This window comes from Pseudomonas sp. S2_C03, assembly GCF_054668405.1.
Map to the genome: position 1 here is coordinate 1812970 of NZ_CP162766.1, position 24354 is coordinate 1837323.

At 62.1% G+C, this 24354-nt stretch carries 24 protein-coding genes; 8 read left to right on the forward strand and 16 right to left on the reverse strand.

Going from position 1 to position 24354, the window contains the following annotated elements; translation table 11 throughout:
* Positions 1 to 95: 95 nt before the first annotated feature.
* The 11 genes from AB4N64_RS08260 to nirS all read right to left on the reverse strand — a co-directional run bounded on the left by AB4N64_RS08260 (position 96) and on the right by nirS (position 9125).
* The gene (locus AB4N64_RS08260; RefSeq protein WP_460124007.1) at positions 96 to 1595 is read right to left on the reverse strand and encodes a cytochrome D1 domain-containing protein; all 1500 of its coding nucleotides are present in this window, start codon (positions 1593 to 1595) and stop codon (positions 96 to 98) included.
* Complete coding sequence (gene cobA / locus AB4N64_RS08265) at positions 1592 to 2428, reverse strand: uroporphyrinogen-III C-methyltransferase (protein WP_460124010.1); 837 nt, start codon at positions 2426 to 2428, stop codon at positions 1592 to 1594. The genes AB4N64_RS08260 and cobA overlap by 4 nt, the downstream gene beginning before the upstream one ends.
* 68 nt (positions 2429 to 2496) lie before the next feature.
* Positions 2497 to 3675: a heme d1 biosynthesis radical SAM protein NirJ gene (gene nirJ, locus AB4N64_RS08270; protein ID WP_460124013.1), complete on the reverse strand. Its 1179-nt coding sequence runs from the start codon at positions 3673 to 3675 to the stop codon at positions 2497 to 2499.
* A gap of 26 nt (positions 3676 to 3701) precedes the next feature.
* On the reverse strand, positions 3702 to 4199 hold the full coding sequence (ahbB, locus tag AB4N64_RS08275; protein WP_010466081.1) for a siroheme decarboxylase subunit beta: 498 nt from the start codon (positions 4197 to 4199) through the stop codon (positions 3702 to 3704).
* A complete protein-coding gene (locus AB4N64_RS08280; protein ID WP_010466079.1) occupies positions 4174 to 4617 on the reverse strand; it encodes an Lrp/AsnC family transcriptional regulator in 444 nt (147 codons plus the stop codon). The genes ahbB (AB4N64_RS08275) and AB4N64_RS08280 overlap by 26 nt, the downstream gene beginning before the upstream one ends.
* Positions 4610 to 5125 (reverse strand): siroheme decarboxylase subunit beta, encoded by a 516-nt coding sequence (gene ahbB / locus AB4N64_RS08285; RefSeq protein ID WP_010466077.1) that lies wholly within the window; start codon positions 5123 to 5125, stop codon positions 4610 to 4612. Before ahbB (AB4N64_RS08285) ends, AB4N64_RS08280 begins: the two co-directional genes overlap by 8 nt.
* Positions 5110 to 5580 carry an Lrp/AsnC family transcriptional regulator gene (locus AB4N64_RS08290; RefSeq protein WP_010466075.1) on the reverse strand — a complete coding sequence of 157 codons (471 nt, stop codon included), beginning with the start codon at positions 5578 to 5580 and terminating at the stop codon, positions 5110 to 5112. Before AB4N64_RS08290 ends, ahbB (AB4N64_RS08285) begins: the two co-directional genes overlap by 16 nt.
* Position 5581: 1 nt before the next feature.
* Positions 5582 to 6760, reverse strand: a complete 1179-nt coding sequence (locus AB4N64_RS08295) for a cytochrome D1 domain-containing protein (RefSeq protein ID WP_460124017.1) — start codon at positions 6758 to 6760, stop codon at positions 5582 to 5584.
* Positions 6757 to 7083, reverse strand: a complete 327-nt coding sequence (locus AB4N64_RS08300; RefSeq protein ID WP_460124020.1) for a c-type cytochrome — start codon at positions 7081 to 7083, stop codon at positions 6757 to 6759. The genes AB4N64_RS08295 and AB4N64_RS08300 overlap by 4 nt, the downstream gene beginning before the upstream one ends.
* 17 nt (positions 7084 to 7100) lie before the next feature.
* Entirely contained in the window at positions 7101 to 7415 is a 315-nt protein-coding gene (locus AB4N64_RS08305; RefSeq protein WP_010466069.1) for a c-type cytochrome, read from the reverse strand.
* A gap of 24 nt (positions 7416 to 7439) precedes the next feature.
* Positions 7440 to 9125: a nitrite reductase gene (nirS, locus tag AB4N64_RS08310; RefSeq protein WP_460124023.1), complete on the reverse strand. Its 1686-nt coding sequence runs from the start codon at positions 9123 to 9125 to the stop codon at positions 7440 to 7442.
* A gap of 199 nt (positions 9126 to 9324) precedes the next feature.
* Here nirS and AB4N64_RS08315 point away from each other — a divergent pair, with 199 nt between their 5' ends.
* The 6 genes from AB4N64_RS08315 to AB4N64_RS08340 all read left to right on the forward strand — a co-directional run bounded on the left by AB4N64_RS08315 (position 9325) and on the right by AB4N64_RS08340 (position 14869).
* Positions 9325 to 10128 (forward strand): AAA family ATPase, encoded by an 804-nt coding sequence (locus AB4N64_RS08315; RefSeq protein WP_460124025.1) that lies wholly within the window; start codon positions 9325 to 9327, stop codon positions 10126 to 10128.
* Positions 10112 to 10699: a cytochrome c oxidase subunit 3 gene (locus tag AB4N64_RS08320; RefSeq protein WP_460124028.1), complete on the forward strand. Its 588-nt coding sequence runs from the start codon at positions 10112 to 10114 to the stop codon at positions 10697 to 10699. The genes AB4N64_RS08315 and AB4N64_RS08320 overlap by 17 nt, the downstream gene beginning before the upstream one ends.
* A gap of 11 nt (positions 10700 to 10710) precedes the next feature.
* Positions 10711 to 10962: a cytochrome C oxidase subunit IV family protein gene (locus tag AB4N64_RS08325; RefSeq protein WP_460124031.1), complete on the forward strand. Its 252-nt coding sequence runs from the start codon at positions 10711 to 10713 to the stop codon at positions 10960 to 10962.
* 117 nt (positions 10963 to 11079) lie between these two features.
* A complete protein-coding gene (locus AB4N64_RS08330; RefSeq protein WP_460124034.1) occupies positions 11080 to 11520 on the forward strand; it encodes a c-type cytochrome in 441 nt (146 codons plus the stop codon).
* 3 nt (positions 11521 to 11523) lie between these two features.
* Entirely contained in the window at positions 11524 to 12951 is a 1428-nt protein-coding gene (locus tag AB4N64_RS08335; RefSeq protein WP_460124036.1) for a cbb3-type cytochrome c oxidase subunit I, read from the forward strand.
* A gap of 76 nt (positions 12952 to 13027) precedes the next feature.
* Positions 13028 to 14869, forward strand: a complete 1842-nt coding sequence (locus AB4N64_RS08340) for a VWA domain-containing protein (protein WP_460124039.1) — start codon at positions 13028 to 13030, stop codon at positions 14867 to 14869.
* A gap of 113 nt (positions 14870 to 14982) precedes the next feature.
* Here AB4N64_RS08340 and AB4N64_RS08345 read toward each other — a convergent pair whose 3' ends face one another.
* Genes AB4N64_RS08345 through AB4N64_RS08355 form a run of 3 tightly spaced genes read right to left on the reverse strand, consistent with a single transcriptional unit; the run spans position 14983 to position 19619 of the window.
* Positions 14983 to 16572, reverse strand: coding sequence for an aldehyde dehydrogenase (NADP(+)) (locus AB4N64_RS08345; protein WP_460124041.1), 1590 nt, complete (start codon positions 16570 to 16572; stop codon positions 14983 to 14985).
* A gap of 17 nt (positions 16573 to 16589) precedes the next feature.
* Complete coding sequence (locus tag AB4N64_RS08350) at positions 16590 to 17807, reverse strand: fumarylacetoacetate hydrolase family protein (RefSeq protein WP_460124044.1); 1218 nt, start codon at positions 17805 to 17807, stop codon at positions 16590 to 16592.
* A gap of 27 nt (positions 17808 to 17834) precedes the next feature.
* Positions 17835 to 19619 (reverse strand): IlvD/Edd family dehydratase, encoded by a 1785-nt coding sequence (locus AB4N64_RS08355; protein WP_460124047.1) that lies wholly within the window; start codon positions 19617 to 19619, stop codon positions 17835 to 17837.
* A 282-nt stretch (positions 19620 to 19901) separates the two neighbouring features.
* On the opposite strand from AB4N64_RS08355, the gene AB4N64_RS08360 reads away from it, so the two are divergent.
* Together AB4N64_RS08360 and AB4N64_RS08365 are read left to right on the forward strand one after the other, a co-directional pair.
* Entirely contained in the window at positions 19902 to 20939 is a 1038-nt protein-coding gene (locus AB4N64_RS08360) for a LacI family DNA-binding transcriptional regulator (RefSeq protein WP_460124049.1), read from the forward strand.
* A gap of 183 nt (positions 20940 to 21122) precedes the next feature.
* Positions 21123 to 22475: an MFS transporter gene (locus AB4N64_RS08365; RefSeq protein WP_460124052.1), complete on the forward strand. Its 1353-nt coding sequence runs from the start codon at positions 21123 to 21125 to the stop codon at positions 22473 to 22475.
* 54 nt (positions 22476 to 22529) lie between these two features.
* Here AB4N64_RS08365 and AB4N64_RS08370 read toward each other — a convergent pair whose 3' ends face one another.
* Positions 22530 to 23036 carry a heme-degrading domain-containing protein gene (locus tag AB4N64_RS08370; RefSeq protein ID WP_460124055.1) on the reverse strand — a complete coding sequence of 169 codons (507 nt, stop codon included), beginning with the start codon at positions 23034 to 23036 and terminating at the stop codon, positions 22530 to 22532.
* A 49-nt stretch (positions 23037 to 23085) separates the two neighbouring features.
* On the reverse strand, positions 23086 to 24348 hold the full coding sequence (locus tag AB4N64_RS08375) for an MFS transporter (protein ID WP_460124058.1): 1263 nt from the start codon (positions 24346 to 24348) through the stop codon (positions 23086 to 23088).
* Between the last annotated feature and the right edge of the window lie 6 nt (positions 24349 to 24354).

Below are 24354 nucleotides of genomic sequence, written 5' to 3' on the forward strand. Positions count from 1 at the left end.
GTCAGGTGTCCAGCGTCATCGTTGACGACCCTCGCGACGGTTCGACGCCTCGACATGCTCGCTCCTACAGGGGGAGGGGTGTGGTGAAGGGGTTACTAATGCGAAGTCCCTTCGGCAAACTCGATCTTGTTGCCCACGTTGTATTTGCCCGACGGTTTGTTCATCGGGATGCGTTTGATTTCCTTGAGGGTGTTGCTGTCGTAGACGATCAGTGCGCCGTCGGTGGCCCAGATGCTCAGCAGCAGGTGGCGGCCGTCGCGGGTGAATTCGACGTGGGCGGCGGTCTTGCCGGGCATCGGGCGCAGGGTGTGGGCGATTTCCAGCGTCTGTTTGTCGATCAGGTGGATCGCATCGTTGTCCGGCCCGAAGAACACATCGGTCCAGGCATACCGTGAATTGACGTGACTGCGCATGAAGAAACCCGGCCCCAGCGTCGGGATTTCCTTGATCAGTTTCCAGGTCTTGAAGTCGATCACCGAGATCAGCCCCTTGCTGATGTTCGGCGTGGCGAACACCCACTCACCCTTACGCTTCCAGTACGTTCCGGAACCCAGGTGTGGCATGCCCGGCAGCGGGATGTCGGTGACGACCTTGCCGCTGTCCAGGTCGATCACCTGGCCACCCTTGGCCTTGCGCGAGGTGGCCAGCAGTTGCTTGTAGTCGGGTGAGAAGGAGAAGTCGTCGAGCATGTCCTCGGCCGGAATCCGCCGGGGTTCGAAATCGGGTGTGCCGGCGGTGGAGATTTCCCAGGCTTCTTTCACGTCCTTGAGCGCAACGATGAAGCTGTCCCGTGGCGGCGCGGTATAGACCGCGCTGACCCGCGAAGCCGTGCCATCCTGGCCTATCGTGGGAAGGGTCTTGACCGGCGACAGGTCCCGGGCATCGAGCACGACCAGGCTGCCTGGCAGATAGTTGCCCACCAGCACCCAGCGGCCGTCCTTGCTCACCGCCAGGTTGCGCGTATTGAGCCCGGCGCGGATCTCGGCAATCAGCTTCAGGTTGTTCAGGTCATACAGGCTGACCCAGCCATCGCGTGATGCCACGTAGACAAAACGACCATCAGGGGAAAACTTTGGTCCGCCATGCACGGCAAAGTGCGAGGTGAACCGGGCCAGCACGTTGAAACGATCGCCATCGAGGATGTTGATGTGGTGATCGCCGGCTTCCACCACCACGAACAGGTTCAGTGGGTCGGCGCCGTGCTGCGGTGTGCTGGGCAGTTGCTTGATATCGGTGACGATGATGTGGCTGTTGCGAATGTCGTCATCGGTCCACACCGGCGGGGTGGCGGGTGGCTGTTGCAGAAAGTCCGCCAAGGCGTCGATCTGCGCCGGGTTGAACACCGTGTTGAAGGCGGCCATCTGGCTGGCTGGGCGTCCGTTGCTGATCACCTTGCGGATCTCATCCGGCTTGATCCGGCTCAGGCTCTCCGGCAGCAACGCAGGCCCGGTGCCGCCAAACCGGGTGGCGCCGTGGCAGCTCTGGCAATGTTGCTGGTAGTTGCTGGCGGCCTCGGCCAGTGCGGCGGGCGTCGAGGCTGCGTGTGCCTGCGCGGCGCCGACAAGCAGCAGGGGAACGAGCAGCGCACCTTTCATAGCGCCACCTTACGGCGCTGCACGGCCTGTATCGGATAAAAACGCGCCGGGTGCTCCATGGGTTGCGTCGCGAACAGGTCGACGACCTTGCCGATCACGGTCAGCGTCGGAACCCCGGGCGGGCACTCCAGCGCCAGGGTCGGCAGTTGGTGCAGCGTGCCACGGACGACATGCTGATCGGGGCGCGAGCCATTGCTGATCAACGCCGCCGGCGTGTCGGCCGCGAGCCCGGCTTCGATCAGCTTGCGTGCGATGATGCCCAGGTTCGACAGCCCCATGTAAAACACCAGGGTCTGGCTGTCGTCGGCCAGGTCGTGCCACGGCAGATTCAAGTCGCCATCGTTGTGCAGGTGACCGGTGATGAAACGGCAGGAGTTGACCAGGTCACGATGGGTCAGGGGGATGCCGGCATAAGCGCTGCAACCGGAAGCGGCGGTAATGCCGGGCACGACCTGGCAATCGACGTTGCGCGCCAGCAGGTATTCCAGCTCTTCGGCACCCCGCCCGAAAATGAACGGATCGCCGCCCTTGAGCCGCACCACACGCTGGCCCTGGTCGGCCAGATCCACCAGCAACTGGTTGATCTGCTCCTGGGGCAAACTGTGGCAACCACTGGCCTTGCCAACGTAATGCCGGGCGCAGGTCAGCGGGATCAGCGTCAGCAGTTCCGGGCTGATCAGGCGGTCGTAGACCACGGCGTCGGCCTGCATCAACAGGCTCCAGGCGCGCAGGGTCAGCAGGCGCGGATCGCCGGGGCCGGCACCGACCAGGGCGACTTCGCCCGGTCTGAACAGGGACTCGAGTGTTGCCGGTAGAGCGATCGATAAAGGCATGGAACGTCCTTGGTGCTTCATCAGGTTGATCGGCCCCAGCCTTTTTAGGTGGTTGGCCGAACGGGCAATCAATGGGTGATGCAGGCAATCGTGTTGATCGGCGGCAGGCCGATTTCTTCATCGCTGAGGTGGCAACCGGGGTCCTGGCCCCAGAGGTCACCCTCGGCCCAGGCGCGGGTGCGGGTGTTGCCGTTGCAGATGGCCAGCCAGCGGCAATGGGCGCAGCGGCCGCCGACCTTGCGTGGGTGCACGCGCAATTGCTGCAACAAGGCGTCGGGTTGATCCAGCCACAAGGTTCGAAATGGCGTGCGCCGCACATTGCCCACCGAGTGCTGCCACCAGTAGGTGTCCGGGTGCACTTCGCCGGTGTTGTCGATGTTGGCGATGCCGCTGCCTGAGGCATTGCCGCCCCAGTCGAGCAGCATGCGTTCCAGGCGTGGAGCGTGCCGAGGCAGATGCTGCTGCACCCATTGCAGCATCAGGACGGCATCGGCGTCGTTGTTGCCGCTGACAAAATCGCTGTCCAGGCCTTGCTGGATGTCGGCCCAGGCTCGCTCGAAAATCAGCGTCATGGCTTCGCGGCTCATTTGTTGCCGTGCATCGAGCTTGCGGCTGCGTTTGCCACGACCGCTGTAGTTGAGGTGCGAGAGGTAGAATTTCTGCACGTCGTATTCGCGCATCAGCTCCAGCAGTTGCGGCAGTTGCGCGTGGTTTTCCTGGGTGAGGGTGGTGCGCAGGCCCACGCGAATGCCTTGCTCGCGGCACAACTGGATGCCGCGCATGGAACTGGCAAAGCTGCCCTTGAGTTGGCGGAACTCGTCGTGGGTGGCCTCCAGGCCATCGATACTGATCCCGACATAATCGAATTGCGCCGCGCGGATGTGCGCGATGTTGTCTTCGTTGATCAACGTGCCGTTGGTGGACAGCGCGACAAAGAACCCCTTGGACCGGGCGTAGGCGCTCAGCACGAAGAGGTCATGGCGCAACAGCGGTTCGCCGCCGGACAGGATCAGCACCTTGACCCCGGCCTCGTGCAGGTCATCGATCACGGACATCGCCGTGGTGGTGTCCAGTTCGTCGCGAAACACACTGTCGGCCGAGGTGGCGTAACAGTGTTTGCAGGTCAGGTTGCAACGCCTGAGCAAATTCCAGATCACCACCGGTGCGCGATGGCTGCCCGGAGGGCGGGTCCTGGGGGCGGGCGCGGCGTCGGCCAGCGCTCGAAGGTATTGGCTGATCCTCAACATACGGCTCTCCTTGAGTCGGCGTGCGTTCAGTTTGAAGGCAGGCGCAGCCCGGTTTTTTTCAGGATGCGGCTGCTGACCAGCATCTCATCGGCGGCGCAGGCATCGCCCAGCAGGTAGCGCAGGTGTTCGCGGTAGCTGTCGATTTCCTCGCTGCTGCGCCCATGCACCATGGCAAACAGGTTGTAGGGCCAGTCGGTGCGCCGTGGTCGGCGATAGCAGTGGCTGACGAAGGGCTGCGCGCCGATCAGCGCACCGAGGCGCGGCATGTCGGCGTCGCGCACGTCCCAGACGGTCATGCCGTTGAAGCGATAGCCCAGTCGGTAGTGGTTGGGCACGGCGGCGATGCGTCGAATGGCGCCCTCGGCCTGCAAGCGCTTGAGCAGGTCCAGGGTCGATTCGACGCTCAGGTCCATTTGCTCGGCAAGCCAGGCCCAGGGGTCCTCGACCAGCGGCAGGCCGGCCTGGGTCAATTCGATCAGGCGCTGTGCGAGGGTGTTCTCAGACCGGGAAATACAGACCGACATGGTAAGTCTCCTCTTTGGGCAGGTTGAGCAAGGGCAGGCCGGTCAGTGTCTCGATGTGCTGCAGGGTGTCGTTCAGGCGTTGTTCGGTGGCGCAGCCGAGGACGAACCACATGTTCCACTCGTGTTCGCGGCGATAGTTGTGCGCCACTTCCGGCAGGGCATGGAGTTGCGCCGCCACGTCGTCGAAACACTCTTCGGGCACCGCCAGCGCGGCCAGGGTGAAGGCACCGCCCAGTCGCTCGATGTCGAACATCGGGCCGAAGCGGGTGAGCACGCCGTCTTCGAGCAGCAGGTGCAGGCGGTCCAGCAGTTCGATGTCGCTACTGTCCAGTTCGGCGGCCAGCACTTTCCAGGGATGGCGTACCAGGGGCAGGCCCAGTTGCAGGCGATTGATCAATCGACGGTCGAGGTCATCCATGGGCGCAGGCTCGCGGTGTCGACGGGGCAAAACGCCCGCCGCATTGCTTGAAGGCGTGAGTGCTGAACAACAGTTGATGGGGCAGGTCACTCAGCAGATGCTCGGCCAGCAACGCCTTGATGTGCGCCTCGACCCGATCACGTTGGCGGCCGTGGACCATGCAGAACAGGTTGTAGCGCCATTGCGGCAGGCGTCGCGGACGTTGATAGCAGAGGCTGACGTCAGGCGCTTGCCCCAAGCGCTTGCCGACTTCGTCGATCAAGGCGTCGGGCACATCGAGCACCAGCATGGCGTTGGCGGTGAACCCCAGGGCGCGATGGTTGAGCACCAGGCCGATCCGGCGGAACAACCCCTGCTCATGCCACTCGCGCATTTGCCCGAGCACCTGGTGTTCGTCGGCGTCGATCCGTTCGGCGAGCTCCTGATAAGGCCGCGAGACGCGGGGCAGGCCGCCTTCCAGATGCCGTCGCAGGGCCGTGGCCTGTCTGGGGTTCAAACTGCTTTGCATGGGCTGTCTCCCAGGGCGAATCCGAGGTCGATGCGGTAGGCCGTGAGCATGGGCAGGTCCAGCGGGGCAAGGCCGGTGTCGTGCTCCAGTTCTTCGAGTACGCGCTCGATGTGCTGGCGGTCGGGGCCGGTCAACACGAACCACAGGTTGTAGTGATGCTCGCGCGCGTAATTGTGATTGACCTCCGGATACTGACTGACGCGCTCGGCCACCTGGTGCAGGCGTTCGGTGGGCACGGCGAGGGCCGCGAGGGTGCTGGCACCGGCGCGACTGTGTTCGAACACCGGGCCGATGCGCGACAGGGCGCCGGCCAGTTCCAGGCGTTGCAGGCAAGCCATCACCTGCGCTTCGGTGCAACCGAGCACCTGGGCCATCTCCCGGTAGGGTTCGGCGCACAACGGCATCCCGTGCTGATAGCGATCGATCAGTTGGCGGCTGAGCAGGTCGAGGTCCATTTCAATAACCCATTTTTTGTGCGCGGCTGCTGAAGAAAATGCCGCTCGGCGCAGTGGCGGGGAGGGTGCTCAGTGGCTTGAGGCTGTAAGGGTCCCAGACCTGTACCTCGTCGCCGTCACGCACGGACAACCACAACTGGTCGCCGCGCGAGGTGAATTCCATGTGCAGTACCCCCGGTCCAGGACGCAGGTCGGCGACCACCTGGTGGGTTTCGGTGTCGATCACCTGGACCTTGTCGTTGTCGGGGTAGGCGAAGTTGACCCACAGTTGACGTCCGTCCGGGCGCGAGGTGACGAACACCGGTTGGCCGGCCACGGGAATCGCGGCGGTCTGTTTCCAGGTGCGGGCGTCCATCACCAGCACTTGATGCCGACCGACTGCCGGCACGAATGCCTGGTTGTCGGCAACGGCCCAGCCTTCCAGGTGGGGCATCTTGTACACCGGCAGTTTTTCCTGTCCGCGTCCGTAGTCGCCAAGCACGCGTTTCACGCCGCGTTCGGGGTGCCAGAGGTCGAGCTGGGCCATGCCGTCTTCTCCGAACAGGCCGGCCATGTAGTAGCGACCGTCCGGCGTGATCAGCGCGTCATAGGGTTGTTGGCCGATGCCGGGGTAACGGGTGATTTCAGGTGTGTTGCCCTGGCTGAAGTCGGCGACCCAGATCTCGCCGGTATCGAACAGGCTGAACACGAAACGCTGACCGGGGGCGTCCACCAGGCCGACTGTGCGCGAGCGCTTGCTGCCGTCGGCCAACGGTGTGGCGGGGATGTCGGCCACTTGCTCCAGGGTGCGTGCATCGAACACCTTGACCCCGCCGGGCACGTAGTTGGACACGGCGATCAATTTGCCGTCCTGGCTGATGGCACCGCCGATGGCGTTGCCGCCCTGGATCACGCGATGGTCGATGCGTTGGGTCAAGAGGTCGATCTTGCTCAACCCGCCATCGCGACCGAACACGTAGGCATAGCGCTGGTCACGCGAGTACACCACCGATGCATGGGACAGGTCGCCCAGGCCCTCGATTCGGGAGAGCGCGGTGCGAGTGTCGCTTTCGATAATCTGCACGCTGCCGGTGGCGCGCTCGACCACCACACCGAGATCGCCGGTGCCACGCAACGGTGTTTGGGTGCAGCCGGACAGCAACACGCCGATGGCGGCTGCAAGCACAGTGGAGCGGATCATGGTGCGGGGTATCCCTGCAGAAGAAGGTCGACCAGCCAGCCGATGTCATCGGGGCCGAGCAACGGGGCCCAGCCAGGCATGGCGGTGCCAGGCCGGCCGTGGGTGACGGTGGCAATCAGGCTGTCCCTGGATTTGCCGGCCAGGGCTGTGCGAGTCAGCTCGGGCCCAAGCCCGCCGGTCATGTGCAGGCCATGGCAGGCGCCGCAATCCTGGACCAGCAGGTGTTCGAGTTTCGCCTGACGCTGGGCGTCAGGCGACGCAACCGAGGTTGCGCAAAAGAGGAGGAGGGCCGCCAGGACGACGATGTGTCGGTAGATGCTCATGACGCCCTCCTTGTTGGTTATTTGAGGCTCAGTACCCAGTTCGCCAGGATCTTGGCTTCTTCATCCGTCACCGGGTTGGCCGGCATCGGCATGGCCCCCCAGTTACCCTGGGTGCCGTTCTTGATGTGGCTGGCCAGGGTGTCGGCGGCGCCGGCGACTCCAGCGTTTTTCTTCGCCACATCCTTGAGTGCCGGACCGACCAGCTTGGCATCGATCGAGTGGCAGGCTGCGCACGGTTTGGCCTTGAACAGTGTCGGTCCGTCTTCGGCCATGACCGGTTGCACGCTGAGTGCGGCAGTCAGGGCGAGCAGTGAAAACAATGTATTTTTCATGGTGTTTCCTTGTATTGATGAAGCTCAATAGATGTCGTGTTGGGTGTTGTAAACGTTGAATTTGCCAGTTGGCGTGATGAGGCGCTTGTCCTTGATCACTGTTTTGAGCTTCAGCGTTTTGTCGTCGATCACGACCAGTGCGGATTCATCCGACTGACCACTCCACACGGAGAACCAGACCTCGTCGCCAGCCTTGTTGTATTCCGGTTGCACGACGCGCATGGCGCCTTCCTTGATGCCTGCGTATTCGGCGATGGGCAGCACGGTGTAGCCGGCGTCGAGCTTGTCGATGTTGAACACCGCCACGGACTGGCTGATCTTGGCGTCCGGGTTGAGGGTGGTGTCGACATACAGGTGACGGGAGTTGGGGTGGGTCTTGATAAACAGCGAACCACCGCCCTGGCCCTTGAGCGAGGCCACTTGTTTCCAGGCGTATTGCGGGTGTTTGGCCGGGTCGGTGCCGATCAGCGAAATGCCTTCGTCACCCAGGTGGCTGGTGGCCCAGACCGGTCCGTAGGTGGGGTGATTGAAGTTGGCGCCACGACCCGGGTGCGGGATCTTGCCCACGTCCACCAGGGAGGTCAGCTTGCGATCCTTGGAGTCGATCACGGCCACCTTGTTGGAGTTGTTCGCAGCGGTCATGAAGTAGCGGTGCGAGCTGTCCCAACCGCCGTCATGCAGGAACGGCGCGGCGTCGATGTAGGTGATGTTGAGGTTCTTGATGTCTTCGTAATTGACCAGCATGACCTTGCCGGTTTCCTTGACGTTAACGATGAACTCAGGCCATTCGTGGGAGGCGATGATCGCTGCGACCCGAGGTTCGGGGTGGTATTCCTGCTTGTCGACGGTCATGCCGCGAGTCGAAACGATCTGTTTCGGCTCCAGGGTTTCGCCGTCCATGATGGTGAACTGTGGCGGCCAGTAGGAACCGGCAATGGTGTATTTGTCCTCGTAGCCCTTGAACTTGGAGGTCTCCACCGAGCGTGCTTCGATACCGACCTTGACTTCGGCCACCTTGGTGGGCTCGGCCGGCCACAGGTCGATCATGTCGATGCGGGCATCGCGGCCGATCACCAGCAGGTAGCGACCGGAAGCGGAAATCCGCGAGATGTGCACCGCGTAACCGGTCTCGATCAGCTTGACGATTTTCTTGGTGTCGCCGTCGATCAGGGCGATCTTGCCGTCATCGCGCAGGGTCACCGAGAACAGGTTCGGCAGGTTGAGTTTACTCAGCTGTTTCTTCGGACGATCCTCAGGCTTGACCAGGACTTTCCAGGTTTTCAGCGTCTCGGCCATGCCCCATTCCGGCGGGGTAGGCGGCGTGTGCTGGACGAACTTGGCCATGGAGGTGATCTGCTCCTTGGTCAGTGCATTGGAGGTGCCCCAGTTCGGCATGCCTGCGGGCGAGCCGTAAGTGATCAGGGCTTCCAGGTAGGCCTGGCCACGGGATGTGGTGATGTCCGGTGTCAGCGGTTTACCGGTAGCACCCTTGCGCAGTACGCCGTGGCAACCGGCGCAGCGCTGGAAGTAGATTTCCTTGGACGAGTCGAACTCGGCCTGGCTCATGTCCGGCGCCCCGGCGCTGGTCACCATGGCCGCCTTGACGGGTGCGGGGGCTGCCTCGCCGGCCCCGACGGCGTGACTCATGGCAAGTGTTGAAAACAGTGTGGCGGCAGTCACAGCTAACGTTTTTCTATTACTGATCAGCATTCCATTTCTCCTCAGGCTGGACCTCTTCTATGTGCCCAGACGACAGCACAGGACGCAGGTTCTTAGTGCGCTGCAAGGCTATGCCGGAGCGCGGTAAAGGCTGCTTGACGGTGATCAAGTTTGCCGGCCATGGCGCTTGCCAAGTTGTCGCAGGGGCTCGTAGCGTGTGACCCAAATCCGCTGTTAATTCAGGTGCTTCATGGACCTCAGCCACTCACGCGACATCAACCTCGAACCCTTCTACCAGCCCCTCAATAACGAGCAGGTGCTGTTCGAACAGGCCTGGCATCACGGCATGCCGGTGCTGATCAAAGGCCCGACCGGTTGCGGCAAGACGCGCTTCGTCCAGCACATGGCGCACCGCTTGAACCTGCCGCTGTACACGGTGGCCTGTCATGACGATTTGAGTGCCGCTGACCTGATCGGTCGGCACCTGATTGGCGCCCAGGGGACCTGGTGGCAGGACGGCCCGCTGACCCGCGCGGTGCGCGAAGGCGGCATCTGCTACCTGGACGAAGTGGTCGAGGCGCGGCAGGACACGGCGGTGGTGTTGCACCCGCTGGCCGATGACCGTCGCGAACTGTTCCTGGACCGCACCGGCGAAGTGCTGAAGGCACCGCCGTCGTTCATGCTGGTGGTGTCCTACAACCCGGGTTACCAGAACCTGCTCAAGGGCATGAAACCCAGTACCCGCCAGCGCTTTGTGGCGATGCGTTTCGATTACCCGCCGGTGGCCGAGGAAGAGCGCATCGTCGCTCGCGAGGCGCAGGTGGACAGCGCGTTGGCGGCGCAGGTGGTGAAGTTGGGACAGGCGCTGCGCCGGCTCGATCAGCATGACCTGGAAGAAGTGGCCTCGACCCGGCTGCTGATTTTCACTGCACGCATGATCCGCTCCGGCATGAGCCCGCGCGAGGCGTGCATGGCCTGCCTGGCCGAGCCCTTGAGCGATGATCCGCTGACCGTCGCGGCGCTGATGGGCGTGGTCGATGTCCATTTCGGCTGACGCTTCTCGCGTATCGCCCGGCCACTTGCCGGGCGATCTGGCGATGTGGTTTTTCATCCTCGCCGAGCTGTCGGTGTTCGCGCTGCTTATCCTGGCGTTCGCCGTGACCCAGGCGATCAAGCCGCAATTGTTCGCCGACAGCCGCGCCTTGCTCGACACCTCCACCGGCCTGGCGATGACTCTCAGCCTGCTCACGGCAGGGTTGTTCGCCGCGCTGGCCCAGGAGCAGGTACGTCACTCGCAGCCGCGTCGAGGTGCGCTCCTGCTGCTGGCGGCGCTGCTCGCTGCCAGTGTGTATGTGGTGTTGAAACTCACCGAGTACCGGCACCTTCTGGCCAACGGGCTGGGCATGGAGCACAACACGTTTTTCACCCTGTACTGGATCCTCACGGGATTTCATTTCGTCCACGTGCTGCTGGGCATGTTCATCCTTGCCTGGTTGGCCCTGCGCTGCCGCCGTGGCCTGTACAGCGCCGACAATCGCGGTGGTTTCGAATCCGGCGTGCTGTATTGGCACATGGTCGACCTGATCTGGGTGGTGTTGTTTCCGCTGGTCTACGTACTGAACTGAGGCGAGGGCTTATGTCGGCTTCCCGATTGCTGTGGATGTGCTGGGCTGCGCTGGCGACATTAAGCGTGTGCACGGTCGTGCTCGCACATTCCGGCGCCACCGCGTGGTTGTCGATCACCATCCTGCTGGTTGCGGTGGCCAAGGCCTGGCTGATCACCGAAGGCTTCATGGAGCTGCGCCGCGCCCCACGCCTGTGGCGCCGCCTGATGCTCGCCTGGGCCCTAATTCTGGCCGCACTCATCGCGCTGACGCTTTTAGCTTGAGGCTTCCAGCTTGAAACTTGCAGCTGCCTTAATCCATCTGCTTTTCTTGATTGCCATCAAGCGGTTTTAAGCCCCTCGGTTCCTATCATGGACTCGCCAAGCAATGAGGAAGCGACCATGTCAGAGACCTTCACCAAGGGCATGGCCAGGAATATCTACTTCGGGGGAAGCGTGTTCTTCTTCCTGATATTCCTGGCCTTGACCTACCACACAGAACAGACCTTTCCGGAGCGCAGTAACGTCGAGCAGTTAACCGAGTCGGTGATACGCGGCAAGACAGTCTGGGAGCAAAACAACTGCATCGGCTGCCATACGCTGCTGGGCGAGGGCGCTTACTTCGCGCCTGAGCTGGGCAACGTGTTCCAGCGTCGCGGCGGCGAGGAAGGCTTCAAGCCGTTCCTGCAGGCGTGGATGAAAATGCAGCCGTTGGGCGTACCCGGTCGGCGGGCGATGCCTCAGTTCCACCTCAAGGAGCAGGAGGTCAACGACCTCTCCGAGTTCCTCAAGTGGAGCTCGAAGATCAATACCAACAACTGGCCGCCAAACAAGGAGGGTTGAGAGATGAGTATTTCTAATCCGCATCTGAAATTCGCCTCGCAAGCCGTGGCCAAGCCGTACTTTGTGTTCGCCCTGATGCTGTTCCTCGGCCAGGTGCTGTTCGGTTTGATCATGGGCTTGCAATACGTGATCGGCGACTTCCTGTTCCCGGTCATTCCGTTCAACGTGGCGCGGATGGTTCACACCAACCTGCTGATCGTGTGGCTGCTGTTTGGCTTCATGGGCGCGGCCTACTACCTGATTCCCGAGGAGGCGGACCGCGAGCTGCACAGTCCGAAACTGGCGATCCTGCTGTTCTGGGTGTTCGCCGCAGCGGGTGTGCTGACCATCCTCGGTTACCTGCTGGTGCCGTACGCTGGCCTCGCCAAACTGACGCACAACGAGTTGCTGCCGACCATGGGGCGTGAGTTCCTGGAGCAGCCGACCATCACCAAGATGGGCATTGTGGTCGTCTGCCTGGGCTTTCTCTACAACATCGGCATGACCCTGCTCAAAGGTCGCAAGACCACCGTCAGCATGGTGATGATGACCGGGTTGATTGGCCTTGCGGTGTTCTTCCTGTTCTCCTTCTACAACCCCGATAACCTGGCCCGTGACAAGTTCTACTGGTGGTGGGTGGTGCATCTGTGGGTGGAAGGCGTCTGGGAACTGATCATGGGTTCGATGCTGGCCTTCGTCCTGATCAAGATCACCGGTGTCGACCGCGAAGTCGTGGAGAAATGGCTTTACGTGATCATCGCCATGGCGCTGATTACCGGGATCATCGGTACCGGTCACCACTTCTTCTGGATTGGTGCCCCCGAGGTCTGGCTGTGGGTGGGCTCGATCTTCTCCGCCATGGAACCGCTGCCGTTCCTGGCCATGGTGATGTTCGCCTTCAGCATGGTGAAAAAACGTCGTCGGCAGCACCCTAACCGTGCGGCTACCCTGTGGGCCAAGGGCACCACCGTCACCGCGTTCTTCGGGGCGGGCGTCTGGGGGTTCCTGCACACCCTGGCACCGGTCAACTACTACACTCACGGTACGCAATTGACGGCGGCCCACGGTCACCTGGCCTTCTACGGCGCCTACGCCATGATCGTCATGACCCTGATCAGCTACGCCATGCCACGCTTGCGCGGCTTGGGTGAAGCGGCAGATGAGCGTTCGCAGACCCTCGAAGTCTGGGGCTTCTGGCTGATGACCCTGTCGATGGTGGCGATTACGCTGTTCCTCACCGCCGCGGGTGCCGTGCAGGTCTACCTGCAACGCTGGCAGGCTGATGGCCTGGCCATGCCGTTCATGGCCACGGTCGATCACCTTCAAGTGCTGTTCTGGGCTCGCCTGGCTTCGGGTGTGGCGTTTCTCGGCGGCTTGGTCTGCTACCTGTGCAGCTTCCGCCAGCGTGGTCGCGCCGCGTTGCGGGCTCCCGCACCGGTAGTCCCTTCATGAGTGCAAGTAACGGCTAGAAAAGGTCGGCCCGGCTGGTACAGCGGGCCGTTTTTTGGTTTCAGAAAGGGCGAATTCAATGGCCTTTACCGTCGAACTGGAAGAGTGGGTCGGCAGTGTCTGGCACCGTTTCATCACCCGTCGCGCCAGCCCTGATTTTCCCGATGCGCGGGTTGAGCTGATCAGCCAGCAACGTCCGTTGGCGTTGTTGTTCCGTGCCATGGGCGGCGCCAGCGGCATCGGTGTGGAAGCGGCCAGCGAACGTGACCTGCTGCTGCGGCGTAATGTGTTGCAGCAGATCGCCGGCACCTGCAAGCAAGTGCCATTGGCCTGGTGTGACGACACCACGCTGCGTCTGCCGCCGAGCCTGGCGGTGTTTCCCGAAGTCTCCCTGAACCAGGAACTGTACCGCTGGCTCGCGTTGCTGGCCGCGCAGGCCGGGCCGATGCGGCACTGGGGGCGGGATAATCAGCGCTGGACCCAGCAGTTGTTGCAACGCTTCCCGGCGTTGCGCGCCCGCTACAAGCGCCTGGTGGACGCGCACCTGCAACTGCGCCCCGATCCTGGCTCATTGAGTCGCAGTGAGGCGGCGCTGGAGCGGGCGTTGTGTCAGGCGCTGCGTGAGCCTGGCAGTGTCGAGCATTTCCCGCGCAGCGAACGGGCGGCCTGGCCGCTGCCGCTGTGGCTGTATCCGCCGCAAAACCTGTCGACGCCGCAGAAGGCCGACCTGGGTGAGGAATCCGAAGAATCATTGACCACCGCACCCGGCGAACAGAAGAGCGGGCGCAAGCGCGCCCAACGCATCGACGACAGCACCCGCGATGGCGGTTTCCTGGTGGTGCGCCTTGAGAACCTGTTCAGCTGGAGTGAACACGTCGACCTGGATCGCTGGGAGGACGACAGCGAAGACGAGGACGCCTCCAAGGTGGCTGACGATCTGGATGAATTGACCCTGTCGCGCACACGTCTGCGCAAGGGCGGCGGTCTCAAGCTGCACCTGGATTTGCCACCCGCCGACGTTGACGATATGCCGCTGGGCGAGGGCATCAAGTTGCCGGAATGGGACTACCGCAAGCAGCAAATGCAGGACAGCTTCGTCAACCTGCAAATGATGGTGCCTCGTGACTGTGAGGCACTGCCGCTGCCGCAACGGCTCAAGGCTTCGGCCCATCGTCTGCGGCGCCAGTTCGAGCACCTGCGCAATGATCGGCAGTGGTTGCGCCAGCAGGCGCAAGGTTCGGAGCTCGACATGCAAGCATGGCTGGATTTTCACGTCGAGCGCGCGCATGGGCAGAGCGCCGAGCGAGGACTGTTCATGGAGCAACGGCGAACACGGCGGGATCTGGCTTGCCTGTTGCTGGCGGATCTGTCGATGTCCACCGATGCGCATTTGAACAATGAGCATCGGGTGATTGATGTGGTGCGCGACAGTTTGCTGTTGTTCGGCGAAACCCTGTCGGGGTTGGGTGATGATTTTGCCTTGTATGGGTTTTCGTCATTACGCCGACAGCAGGTACGCATGCAGGAGTTGAAGTCGTTCGGCCAACGTTACGATGACAACACCCGTGGGCGGATCCAGGGCCTTAAACCCGGTTATTACACGCGCATGGGCGCCGCCATTCGTCACGCCACCCACCTGTTGGGGCAGAGCAAGCGACGCAGCAAGTTGTTGTTGCTGGTCACCGATGGAAAACCCAACGACCTGGACCTGTACGAAGGACGCTACGGCGTGGAAGACACCCGCGAGGCGGTCATGGAAGCACGGCGCCAGGGCCTGATCCCGTTCTGCATCACCATCGATCGCGAGGCCGAGGAATACCTGCCCTACATGTTCGGCGCCAATGGCTACACTCTGATCCGCCAGCCCGAGCAACTGCCGCTGCGGTTGCCGCAGTTGTATCGGCAGTTGACACAACGGTAGGCATGGGCGGGTGGAGCCCCGCCTGAATGAAGACAAGGCCGCGCCTTGATGAGCGATCTTACAAAACACGCCCCTGAGCCACGCGCCATCGCCTGACCAGGGGCGCCATTCACTTAATGGTCGGCCAGGCGATCCCGGGTGCTCACGCCATCCACCAGACGCAGGATGCCCAGTGGATTGGCATTCTTCAGCGGGTCGGGGAGCAGGCTATCCGGGTAGTTCTGGAAGCAGATCGGGCGCAGGAAGCGATTGATCGACAACGTGCCCACGGACGTACCGCGAGCATCCGAGGTGGCCGGGTAGGGGCCGCCATGGACCATCGCGTCGCAGACTTCGACACCGGTCGGGTATCCATTCAGCAGGAGGCGACCGGCCTTGAGTTCCAGCAACGGAACCAGATCGCCGAAGACCTCCAGATCCGCCGGTTCGGCGATCAGGGTGGCCGTCAGTTGGCCCTGCAAACCTTGCAGTGCCTGCTGCAGTTGCTGTCGATCCTTCACCGCAACGACGACGATGACCGGGCCGAACACTTCGTGCTGGAGCAGTTCGTTGCCCTCGATCAACAGCGCGGCGTCCGCTTCGTAGAGTTGTGGATGTGCCTGGCCGCCTTCCTGTGGGCGTCCCGCAAGGTTCTGGATCTGCGGATGATCATGCAGGCGCGTCAAGCCGTCCGAGTAATTGCACAGCCCACCGGCATTGAGCATGGTTTGCGCAGGGTGAGCATTGACCTGTTGGACCAGGTCGTCCAGCAATGCCTCGAATTCGGGTGAGCGTATGCCGATGACCATGCCGGGTTTGGTGCAGAACTGCCCCGCACCCTGAACCACCGAAGCGCTCAACTGCGCAGCCACTTCGGCGCCCCGGACCTTCAAAGCCTCGGGCAATACCAGCACGGGGTTGACGCTCGACATCTCGGCGAAAACCGGAATCGGTTCCGGCCGCGCCGCTGCCATGTCGCACAGCGCTCGACCGCCCCTGAGCGAACCGGTGAAACCGACCGCCTTGATCGCCGGGTGCTGTACCAGCCAGGCACCGACGGTGCCACCGTAGATCATGTTGAAAACGCCCGCCGGCATGGCTGTACGTTCGGCGGCGCGAATGATCGCCAGGGCGACCCATTCAGCAGTGGCCATGTGACCCGGGTGCGCCTTGAAAACCACCGGGCAACCGGCCGCGAGCGCTGCGGCGGTATCGCCGCCGGCGGTAGAGAAGGCGAGCGGAAAGTTGCTGGCGCCGAATACGGCCACCGGGCCGAGCCCGATGTGGTATTGGCGCAAGTCAGGGCGTGGCAGGGGCTGGCGATCGGGCAGGGCGCGGTCGATGCGTGCCCCGTAGAAATCCCCGCGCTTGAGCACCTGGGCAAACAGCCTCATCTGGCCGCTGGTGCGAGCCCGCTCACCCTGGATGCGCGCGGCCGGCAACGCCGTTTCGCGGCACACCGTGGTGATGAACTCGTCGCCCAGAGCATCGAGCTCATCGGCGATGGCTTCAAGAAACAAGGCGCGTCGGGCAGCAGGCTGCGTGCGGTAGGCCGGGTAAGCCGCCGCGGCGGCCTGAGCGGCGGCGTTGACTTCTTCCTGTGTGGCTTCGATGTAGAAGCCAGGCAGTTCTTCACCCGTGCTGGCGTCAAAGCTTTGCAGGCGATTTTGCCCCGCCGCGCTGCGCTGGCCGTTGATGAAGTTGTGTCCGTTGTGTTCGTTCATGGATAGGCTCCCAAGGGTCAACGTGGCTGGATGGCGGCGTCGATCAACCCGCGACTGTGCAGATTGTCGAGCAGGGCACGATAACCCATCTGCCATGCAGGCGCGCGATCGCTGGTCGTCACCCGGTTCACCAGTGTGCCGAGCTTGGAACTGCTGATGGCCACCACGTCACCCGGCTTGTGGGTGAAGCCACCTCCGGGCAGATCCCGGTCTTGCTTGGGGGCGAACAGCGTGCCGAGGAACAGCACGAAGCCATCGGGGTATTGATGGTTTTCATTGAGCGTTTGAGCCACCAGATCCGTCGGATCGCGGCTGATCTGATTCATGGAGCTGCTGCCATCGAGGACAAAACCATCCTCGCCGACGACGCGCAGGGCGACTTCCGCCGAGCGCACGTCGTCGATGCCGAAGGTTTCGTCGAACAGGCGGATAAACGGGCCCAGGGAGGTCGATGCGTTGTTGTCCTTGGCCTTGGACAACAGCAGGGCGCTGCGGCCCTCGAAGTCTCGCAGGTTGACGTCATTGCCCAGCGTAGCGCCCTGGATCCTGCCTTTGCTGGAGACGGCCAATACCACTTCCGGTTCAGGGTTGTTCCAGCTGGATTTGGGATGGATGCCGATGTCCGACCCGTAGCCTACTGCCGACAGAGGTTGCGCCTTGGTGAAGATCTCGGCGTCAGGTCCGATGCCCACTTCCAGGTATTGCGACCACATGCCCTGGCTGATCAACACTTCCTTGAGGGCAGCGGCCTGGGCGGAGCCCGGCACGATGTCACCCAGGTCGGCGCCGATGCTTTCCACCAATATTGCCCGAATGCTGTCGGCCTTGGCCGGGTCACCCTTGGCCTGCTCTTCGACCACGCGCTCGAGCATGCTGGTGGCAAAGGTCACCCCGGCGGCCTTGACGGCTTGCAGGTCGATGGGCGCCAGTAGCCACGGTCGGGCTTCGTCACGGGTGGCGGCGTCGCTGTTGCGCAGCAACTCATCAAAGCTGATCAGCGCCTGCTCCAGTGGCAGGCTGCGCAGGTAGGCAACGGGCTCATCGAGTTCAAGCAACGCCGACACGGTCGCGACCCGGGCACTGATGTCATAGACCTGATGATCCTTGAGCAGCACGACCGCAGGGCCGGCCGTGGCGCCGGGGATCCACACACGGCTGATCCAGGTGCCTTGGGCCAGATCCTGCGCGTGCACATTCAAGTCCGATAATGCGGTTGCAACAATTGTTTGAGACATGGAAAACACCTCGGCGCAAAGGGCGGATCAATGGGAGTGACGTGGATTGCCGCTGCGCGCGATGACGCGCAAGTGCAAGGTCGCGGGTTCCAGGCAACCGCCCGTTGACAGTTGGCCCACCTGCTGGCGATAGATTTCCTGCCAGGGTGTCTGCGAGGCCGGGATGGTGGGTTTGAAGGCCGCCTGGCGACGGGCCATTTCGCTTTCATCGACCAACAGGTCCACTCGACGCGCATTGAGGTCGATGCGCAGGCGGTCGTTGGTTTCCAGCAAACCGATCCCGCCGCCAACCGCCGCTTCAGGCGACATGTTGAGGATCGACGGACTGGCGGAGGTACCGCTCTGGCGACCGTCACCCAGGCACGGCAGCGAGTCGATACCGCGTTTGATCAGCTCGGCCGGTGGGGCCATGTTGACCACCTCGGCGCTGCCCGGGTAACCCACGGTGCCACAGCCACGAATGACCAGGATGCAGCGCTCGTCAATGTCCAGTGCCGGGTCGTTGATGCGCGCGTGGTAGTCCTCCGGACCTTCGAACACGATGGCGCGGGCTTCGAAACTGTTCTCCGCGCCAGGCTCGGACAGATACGTCTTGCGGAAGGCTTCGCCGACCACCGACATCTTCATGATGGCGCTGTCGAAGAAGTTACCGCTCAATACGATAAACCCGGCCCGCTGGATCAAGGGGTCTTCAAACGAATGGATGACGTCTTTATCGCTCGCGGCGCTGTGGCTGACGATCTCGCCGATGGTTTTACCCGAGACCGTGGCGCAGTCTTCGTGCAGGCGACCGGCGTTTTTCAGTTCGTGCATCACCGCCGGAACGCCGCCAGCGCGGTGGAACCCCTCGCCGAGGTATTTGCCGGCGGGCATGCAGTTGACCAGCAGCGGCACGTCTTCGCCGATGCGTTGCCAATCCTGCAAGCTGAGATCGATGCCGGTGTGCCGCGCGATGGCGATCAGGTGCGGCGGGCAGTTGGTCGAGGCGCCCAGCGCCGAAGCGACGGCAATCGCGTTCTCGAACGCTTCGCGGGTCATGATGCTCGAAGGACGAATATCCTGGCGCACCATGTCGACGATGCGGCGGCCCGTGGCGTAGGCCATCTGGCCGCGCTCACGATAGGCCGCCGGAATGCTCGCGCAGCCGGGCAGTGACATGCCCAGGGCTTCGGCCAGCGCGTTCATCGACAGGGCCGTGCCCATGGTGTTGCAGTGACCAATCGAAGGGGAGGCCGCCGTGGTCATCTCCATGAAGCCTTCGTAATCGATCTCGCCACTGGCCAGCAGATTGCGCGCATGCCACAACACGGTGCCCGAACCGATCAACTGGCCCTTGTGGTGGCCGTCCAGCATCGGCCCGCCGGACAACACGATTGCCGGAATATCGACCGTCGCCGCCGCCATGAGACAGGCCGGGGTGGTCTTGTCACAGCCGGTGGTCAGCACAACGCCATCGAGCGGGAAGCCGTGCAGGATTTCCACCAGACCCAGATACGCCAGGTTGCGATCCAGGGCCGCGGTGGGGCGTCGTGTCTGCTCGGCCATCGGATGCACGGGGAACTCCATCGGAATGCCACCGGCATCACGAATGCCTGCCTTGGTTCGCTGCGAGAGTTCCAGGTGATGGCGGTTGCACGGCGCCAGGTCGCTGCCGGTCTGGGCGATGCCAATGATGGGGCGGCCTGATTGCAACTCCTCGCGCGTCATGCCGTAGTTCATGAACCGTTCCACGTAGAGCGCGGTCATGTCGGCGTGGCTCGGATCGTCAAACCATTGTTGGCTGCGAAGGGGCAGAGGAGTGTTTTCAGACATTTTTTTATCTCTTGTTAGGCGTCGATCGACGAAAAGCGAACCACCGCGAGAAGCGACAAGACTGACGGGTTGCACAGCGTCTGCCGGCGTTCGAATGACTTGATGTTACCGGTAACATTTTTATTTTGTAAAGGCCCAATATCGATATTCGACCGGGTGGCCGATGCGGTATCAAGCAGCAGAGGTCGGGTGAGTACCGCCCATGTATAATCGGCCGGCATCCGTGTTGGCGGCGTTGATTTTCAGGCGCTGCCCGGTCTTTTTCAGGAAAACAGGACGTTCATGAGTTTCGAGGATTCAGGCAAAACCACCACGCCGCCGCGCATGGCCGACGTTGCCAAACTGGCCGGTGTATCGAAGATGACGGTCTCCCGTGTTCTGGCGGGTCGAGACGTGTCAGAGCGCACGCAGAAGCTCGTTCTGGACGCCATCGAAAGCCTCGGTTACCTGCCTGATGCCTCCGCCGGGACCTTGTCCACCGGGCGCTCGGAATTCATCGTCGCCCTGGTGCCGTCACTGGCGAGTTCGAACTTTGCCGATACCGTGCGCGGCCTCAACGACGCCGTCAGCGGGCATGGCCTGTGCCTGCTCCTGGGCGACACCGATTACCACCTGGAACAAGAGGCGTTGCTGGTGCGCACGCTGCTGCGCCATCGCCCCGTCGGTGTGATGTTGACCGGCAGCGCGCACCTGGATGAAACCCGCAAGCTGTTGCGCCAGGCGCAAGTGCCTGTCGTTGAGACCTGGGACATTCCCGATGACCCCATCGAGCAATCGGTGGGCTTTTCCAACGTTGCCGCCGCCGCCGCGCTGTACGAGCACCTGTATCAGCAGGGTTATCGGCGCATCGGCTACATCGGCGGCGCGTCCGTGCTCGACCACCGTGGTCAGCAACGACAGCAGGGCTACCTCCAGGCAGTGCAGGCGCTGGGGGCAGGGGAGCCGAGGGTGATGGAGTATGGCGAGTCGCCGATCACCATGAGCCACGGTGGTGAGTCGGTGAAACGGTTGCTGGAGAAGTGGCCGGACACTGACGCGGTCATGTGCGTGAGTGACCTGTCCGCGTTCGGCGCCATCATGCAGTGCCATCGTCAGGGGCTGCGTGTGCCGGACGACGTCGCCATCGCCGGTTTCGGTGATTTCGAGGTGTCGCGTTATTGCACGCCGACCATCACCACGGTCTCCGTGGACCCTTACCGGATTGGTCGCCGCGCCGGGGAACTGCTGGCGAACAGTGCCAACGCCCAGCGGCTCGGACAGCCGCGACCAAGACAATCCGAAGTGGTCGAATTCAAGATCCTCGCCCGCGAAAGCACCTGAAATTTTTAGTCGGGCCTGCTTGCTTTGCTCGGAAACTCGTTGTTAAATTAAAAATGTTACCGGTAACAGCCTATCTTGCAGAGTCCTTTTCTCCCTCCGGATTGCCTCAGACGGTCCGAGGAACTCAAGGTCGCAAGCCAAAACAAAAACAATCGGCATGACGACATGCCTTGAGGTTTACACATGGAATCAGTATCTCAGCGCTCTCTCGACGGAGAGGGCTCGGCGGCGCTTACCTCCGAGGACCGCACCTACCGAAAAGTCATCCTGCGTATCCTGCCGATCCTGCTGTTTTGCTACATGGCGGCATACCTGGATCGGGTCAACATCGGCTTTGCCAAGCTGGACATGCTCAACGACCTGCAATTCAGCAACACCGTCTACGCCTTGGGCGCGAGCATCTTCTTCTGGGGTTATTTCCTCTTCGAAGTGCCGAGCAACCTGTTTCTCCATCGTTTCGGCGCGCGCCTCTGGATCGCCCGGATCATGATCAGTTGGAGCATTGTCTCCATGGCGGTCGCCTTCACGGTGCCGCTGGCCAAGTTCTTCCATATCGAATCGGAAACCATGTTCTACGTGCTGCGCTTTTTGCTCGGCATCTGTGAAGCCGGTTTCTTCCCGGGCGTGATTCTCTACCTCAACTACTGGTTCCCCACCCACCGTCAAAGCCGCGTCATGGCAGGCTTCCTGATGGCGATGCCCATCAGCCTGACCCTGGGCGGGATTCTGTCCGGTTGGTTGATGCAGTCCATGCAAGGCGTGCACGGCATGGCGGGCTGGCAGTGGATGCTGATCATCGAAGGCATTCCTTCGTTGATCATGGCCGTGGTCGTCGTGACGTTGCTGGTGGACAAGATCGACAACGCCAAGTGGCTGACGACGGCGGAGAAAAACGTCCTCAAGAACAACCTCGAGCGCGACAACACCACCAAGGCTTCCAGTCTTCGTGATGTGATCTTCAACGGCCGCGTATGGTTGCTGGTGGCGATCCTGCTGACGTTCAACACGGGCTTCTATGGCTTGGCGTTCTGGATGCCGACGATCATCAAGTCGACCGGTATCTCCAACACCCTGCACATCGGTCTGTTGACGGCGATTCCTTACGCCACCGCCATCGTGGCCATGACCCTCAATGCCTGGCACTCCAACAAAACCGGTGAACGTCGATACCACGCGGCCATCCCGGCATTCATCGGCGGCATCGGCCTGATTTGCAGCGCCATCTTCGCCCATAACCTGCCGGTGTCGATCTTCTTCCTGAGCGTCGCTGCCTCTGGGTTGCTGAGCCTGATGCCGATTTTCTGGACCCTGCCGGGTACTGTTCTCTCGGGCGTAGCCGCGGCGGCGGGCATTGGCATGATCAACGCCATCGGTAACCTCTCCGGGTTCACCGGCTCCATGATCACCGCCATGGCCGAGACACTCACGGGCGACATCAACAATGGCACCTATGTGCTGGGTGGATGCCTGCTGGTGAGCTGCGTGCTGATCATGCTGATTCCCAAGTCGATGTTGGCCAAGGACAGCAAGGGCTGATTGGCCGTCCACTGCGCCAACCCCGTTTCGTGGACGGGGTTGGCGCCGTGGTGGTCAGGCGGGCAGGTGTGGCGAGAGCGTCAATGGAACGGGGGGCTTGCCAAGCAACGTGCACAAGGCGTCAATGACAAGCTGATGATCCTGGCGATCTGGTAGACCCGATACCGTCACACTGCCGATCACCCCCGCGCCCCGTACCGTGATCGGAAACCCTCCGCCGAAGTTGGCGTAGTCGCTGGGCGATAGCTGATAACGCTCCGTGATGTTCTTGCCCTCCAGCTTCAACTGGTGAGCGATCCGGTAGGAACTGCACAGAAACCTGCGGACCGTGTTGGTTTTGCGTCTCACCCAGTCGTGGTTATCGGCGGTGATGCCGGGCGTGGCGGCCAGAAACAACGCACGGTCAAAACGCCTCACATCGATCAGTAGCGGCCAGCGCTGGGCAGTGGCCCGGTTGTACAGCAACGAGCCGAGTTGCCAGGCCGTGCTTTCGTCGAAGGCTTCGAACTGAAGTTCCTCCTCCTGTCGAATCAATATTGCCAGGTCTTCTTGAAGATCCATGTCGAGCTCTTTTGGTGTGGTCAGGGAAACGACAAGGCCGGCGCCCGGCCTACAGGCATTTCTGCAAATGGGTTGACGTGACCGCAGCCGATTGTGGCGTGCGTGTCTGGCGCATCAGTGCAGGGCCGAACAGGGCCAGTGGGATCATCAGCAGCAACGGGAAATAAAGCAGCTTGTCGATACCGAATGTACTCACGACATAGGCGATGGCCGCCGGGCCCAGGAGCATGCCGGAGTAGCCAATGCAGTTGACGATACCGATATTTCGGCCGGCGTTGGCCGGGTCCTTGCGACCGGCGCTCGACAGCATGAGCGGCGCGATGCAGGCAAGACCAAGACCGAACAGGGCGAAACCGACCAAACCCGCCAGATGGGTATGGAACACGACGGTTACCAGCAGTCCGCAAATCGCCACCACCGAGCTGATCAATACCATTCGAGCAGGGCCGACCCAGGCCGCGAACCGATCACCGAACAGACGCGCGAGAAACTCAGCGCCGGTGAACACCGAGACGGCGATACCAGCACTTGACGCTGTCGCGCCGAGCACGCGCCGCCCATATTCCTGGCCCCAATCAGCCACCGTCCCTTCGCCGACCATGCTGCCCAGCAACAGCACGCCAAACCCGATCATCAGCAAAATAACGGCGTTCGACGAACGCTTGGTCACGCCGGCGCTTGCAGCCGTCAGGGTCTCGACATGCGGGACCACTTCATGTTTGTCCAGCATGAAATAACCCACAGCGGCACCCCCGAGAATCGTGAGTCCACCCAGGATCGCAAAGGGTACGGCAGCGCTCTCGGTGAATCGGGCCGCAAACAGGCTGCCGACCATGCCCAGCAGGAAGCCGCCCAGTGCGTAGGCCGCGTGGAACGACGTCATGATCGAGCGCTGATAGAAGCGCTCTACCTGCACCCCATGAGTGTTGAACGCGGTATCGGTGGCCCCGCGCAACAACCCCAGAAGCACGCCGAAGAACAGCGCGAAATTGAAGTCGGTGGTGAAGCCCAGTGGAATGATCGAAAGGGGATAGGCAATCGCGGTTGCCAGGATCACTCGCTTGGCGCCGAATCGGTCGAGGAAAAGGCCCACCAGGAAAGACCCGGCGGCGCTGCCCACGCCGATGCCGAAGGCGATCATGCCGAAACTGGCATCGCCCAGGTCGCCGTTCAGGCCCATGTGATGACGAAAAGCGGAAACACCCGTGGACCAGATATACAGCATGGCTCCGATCATCATGAAGCCTGCGAAGGTTGCAATCCTGGCCCTGCGAATTCGTGGTGTGACGAGGCTGTTGTCGATTTTGTTCATGTTTTA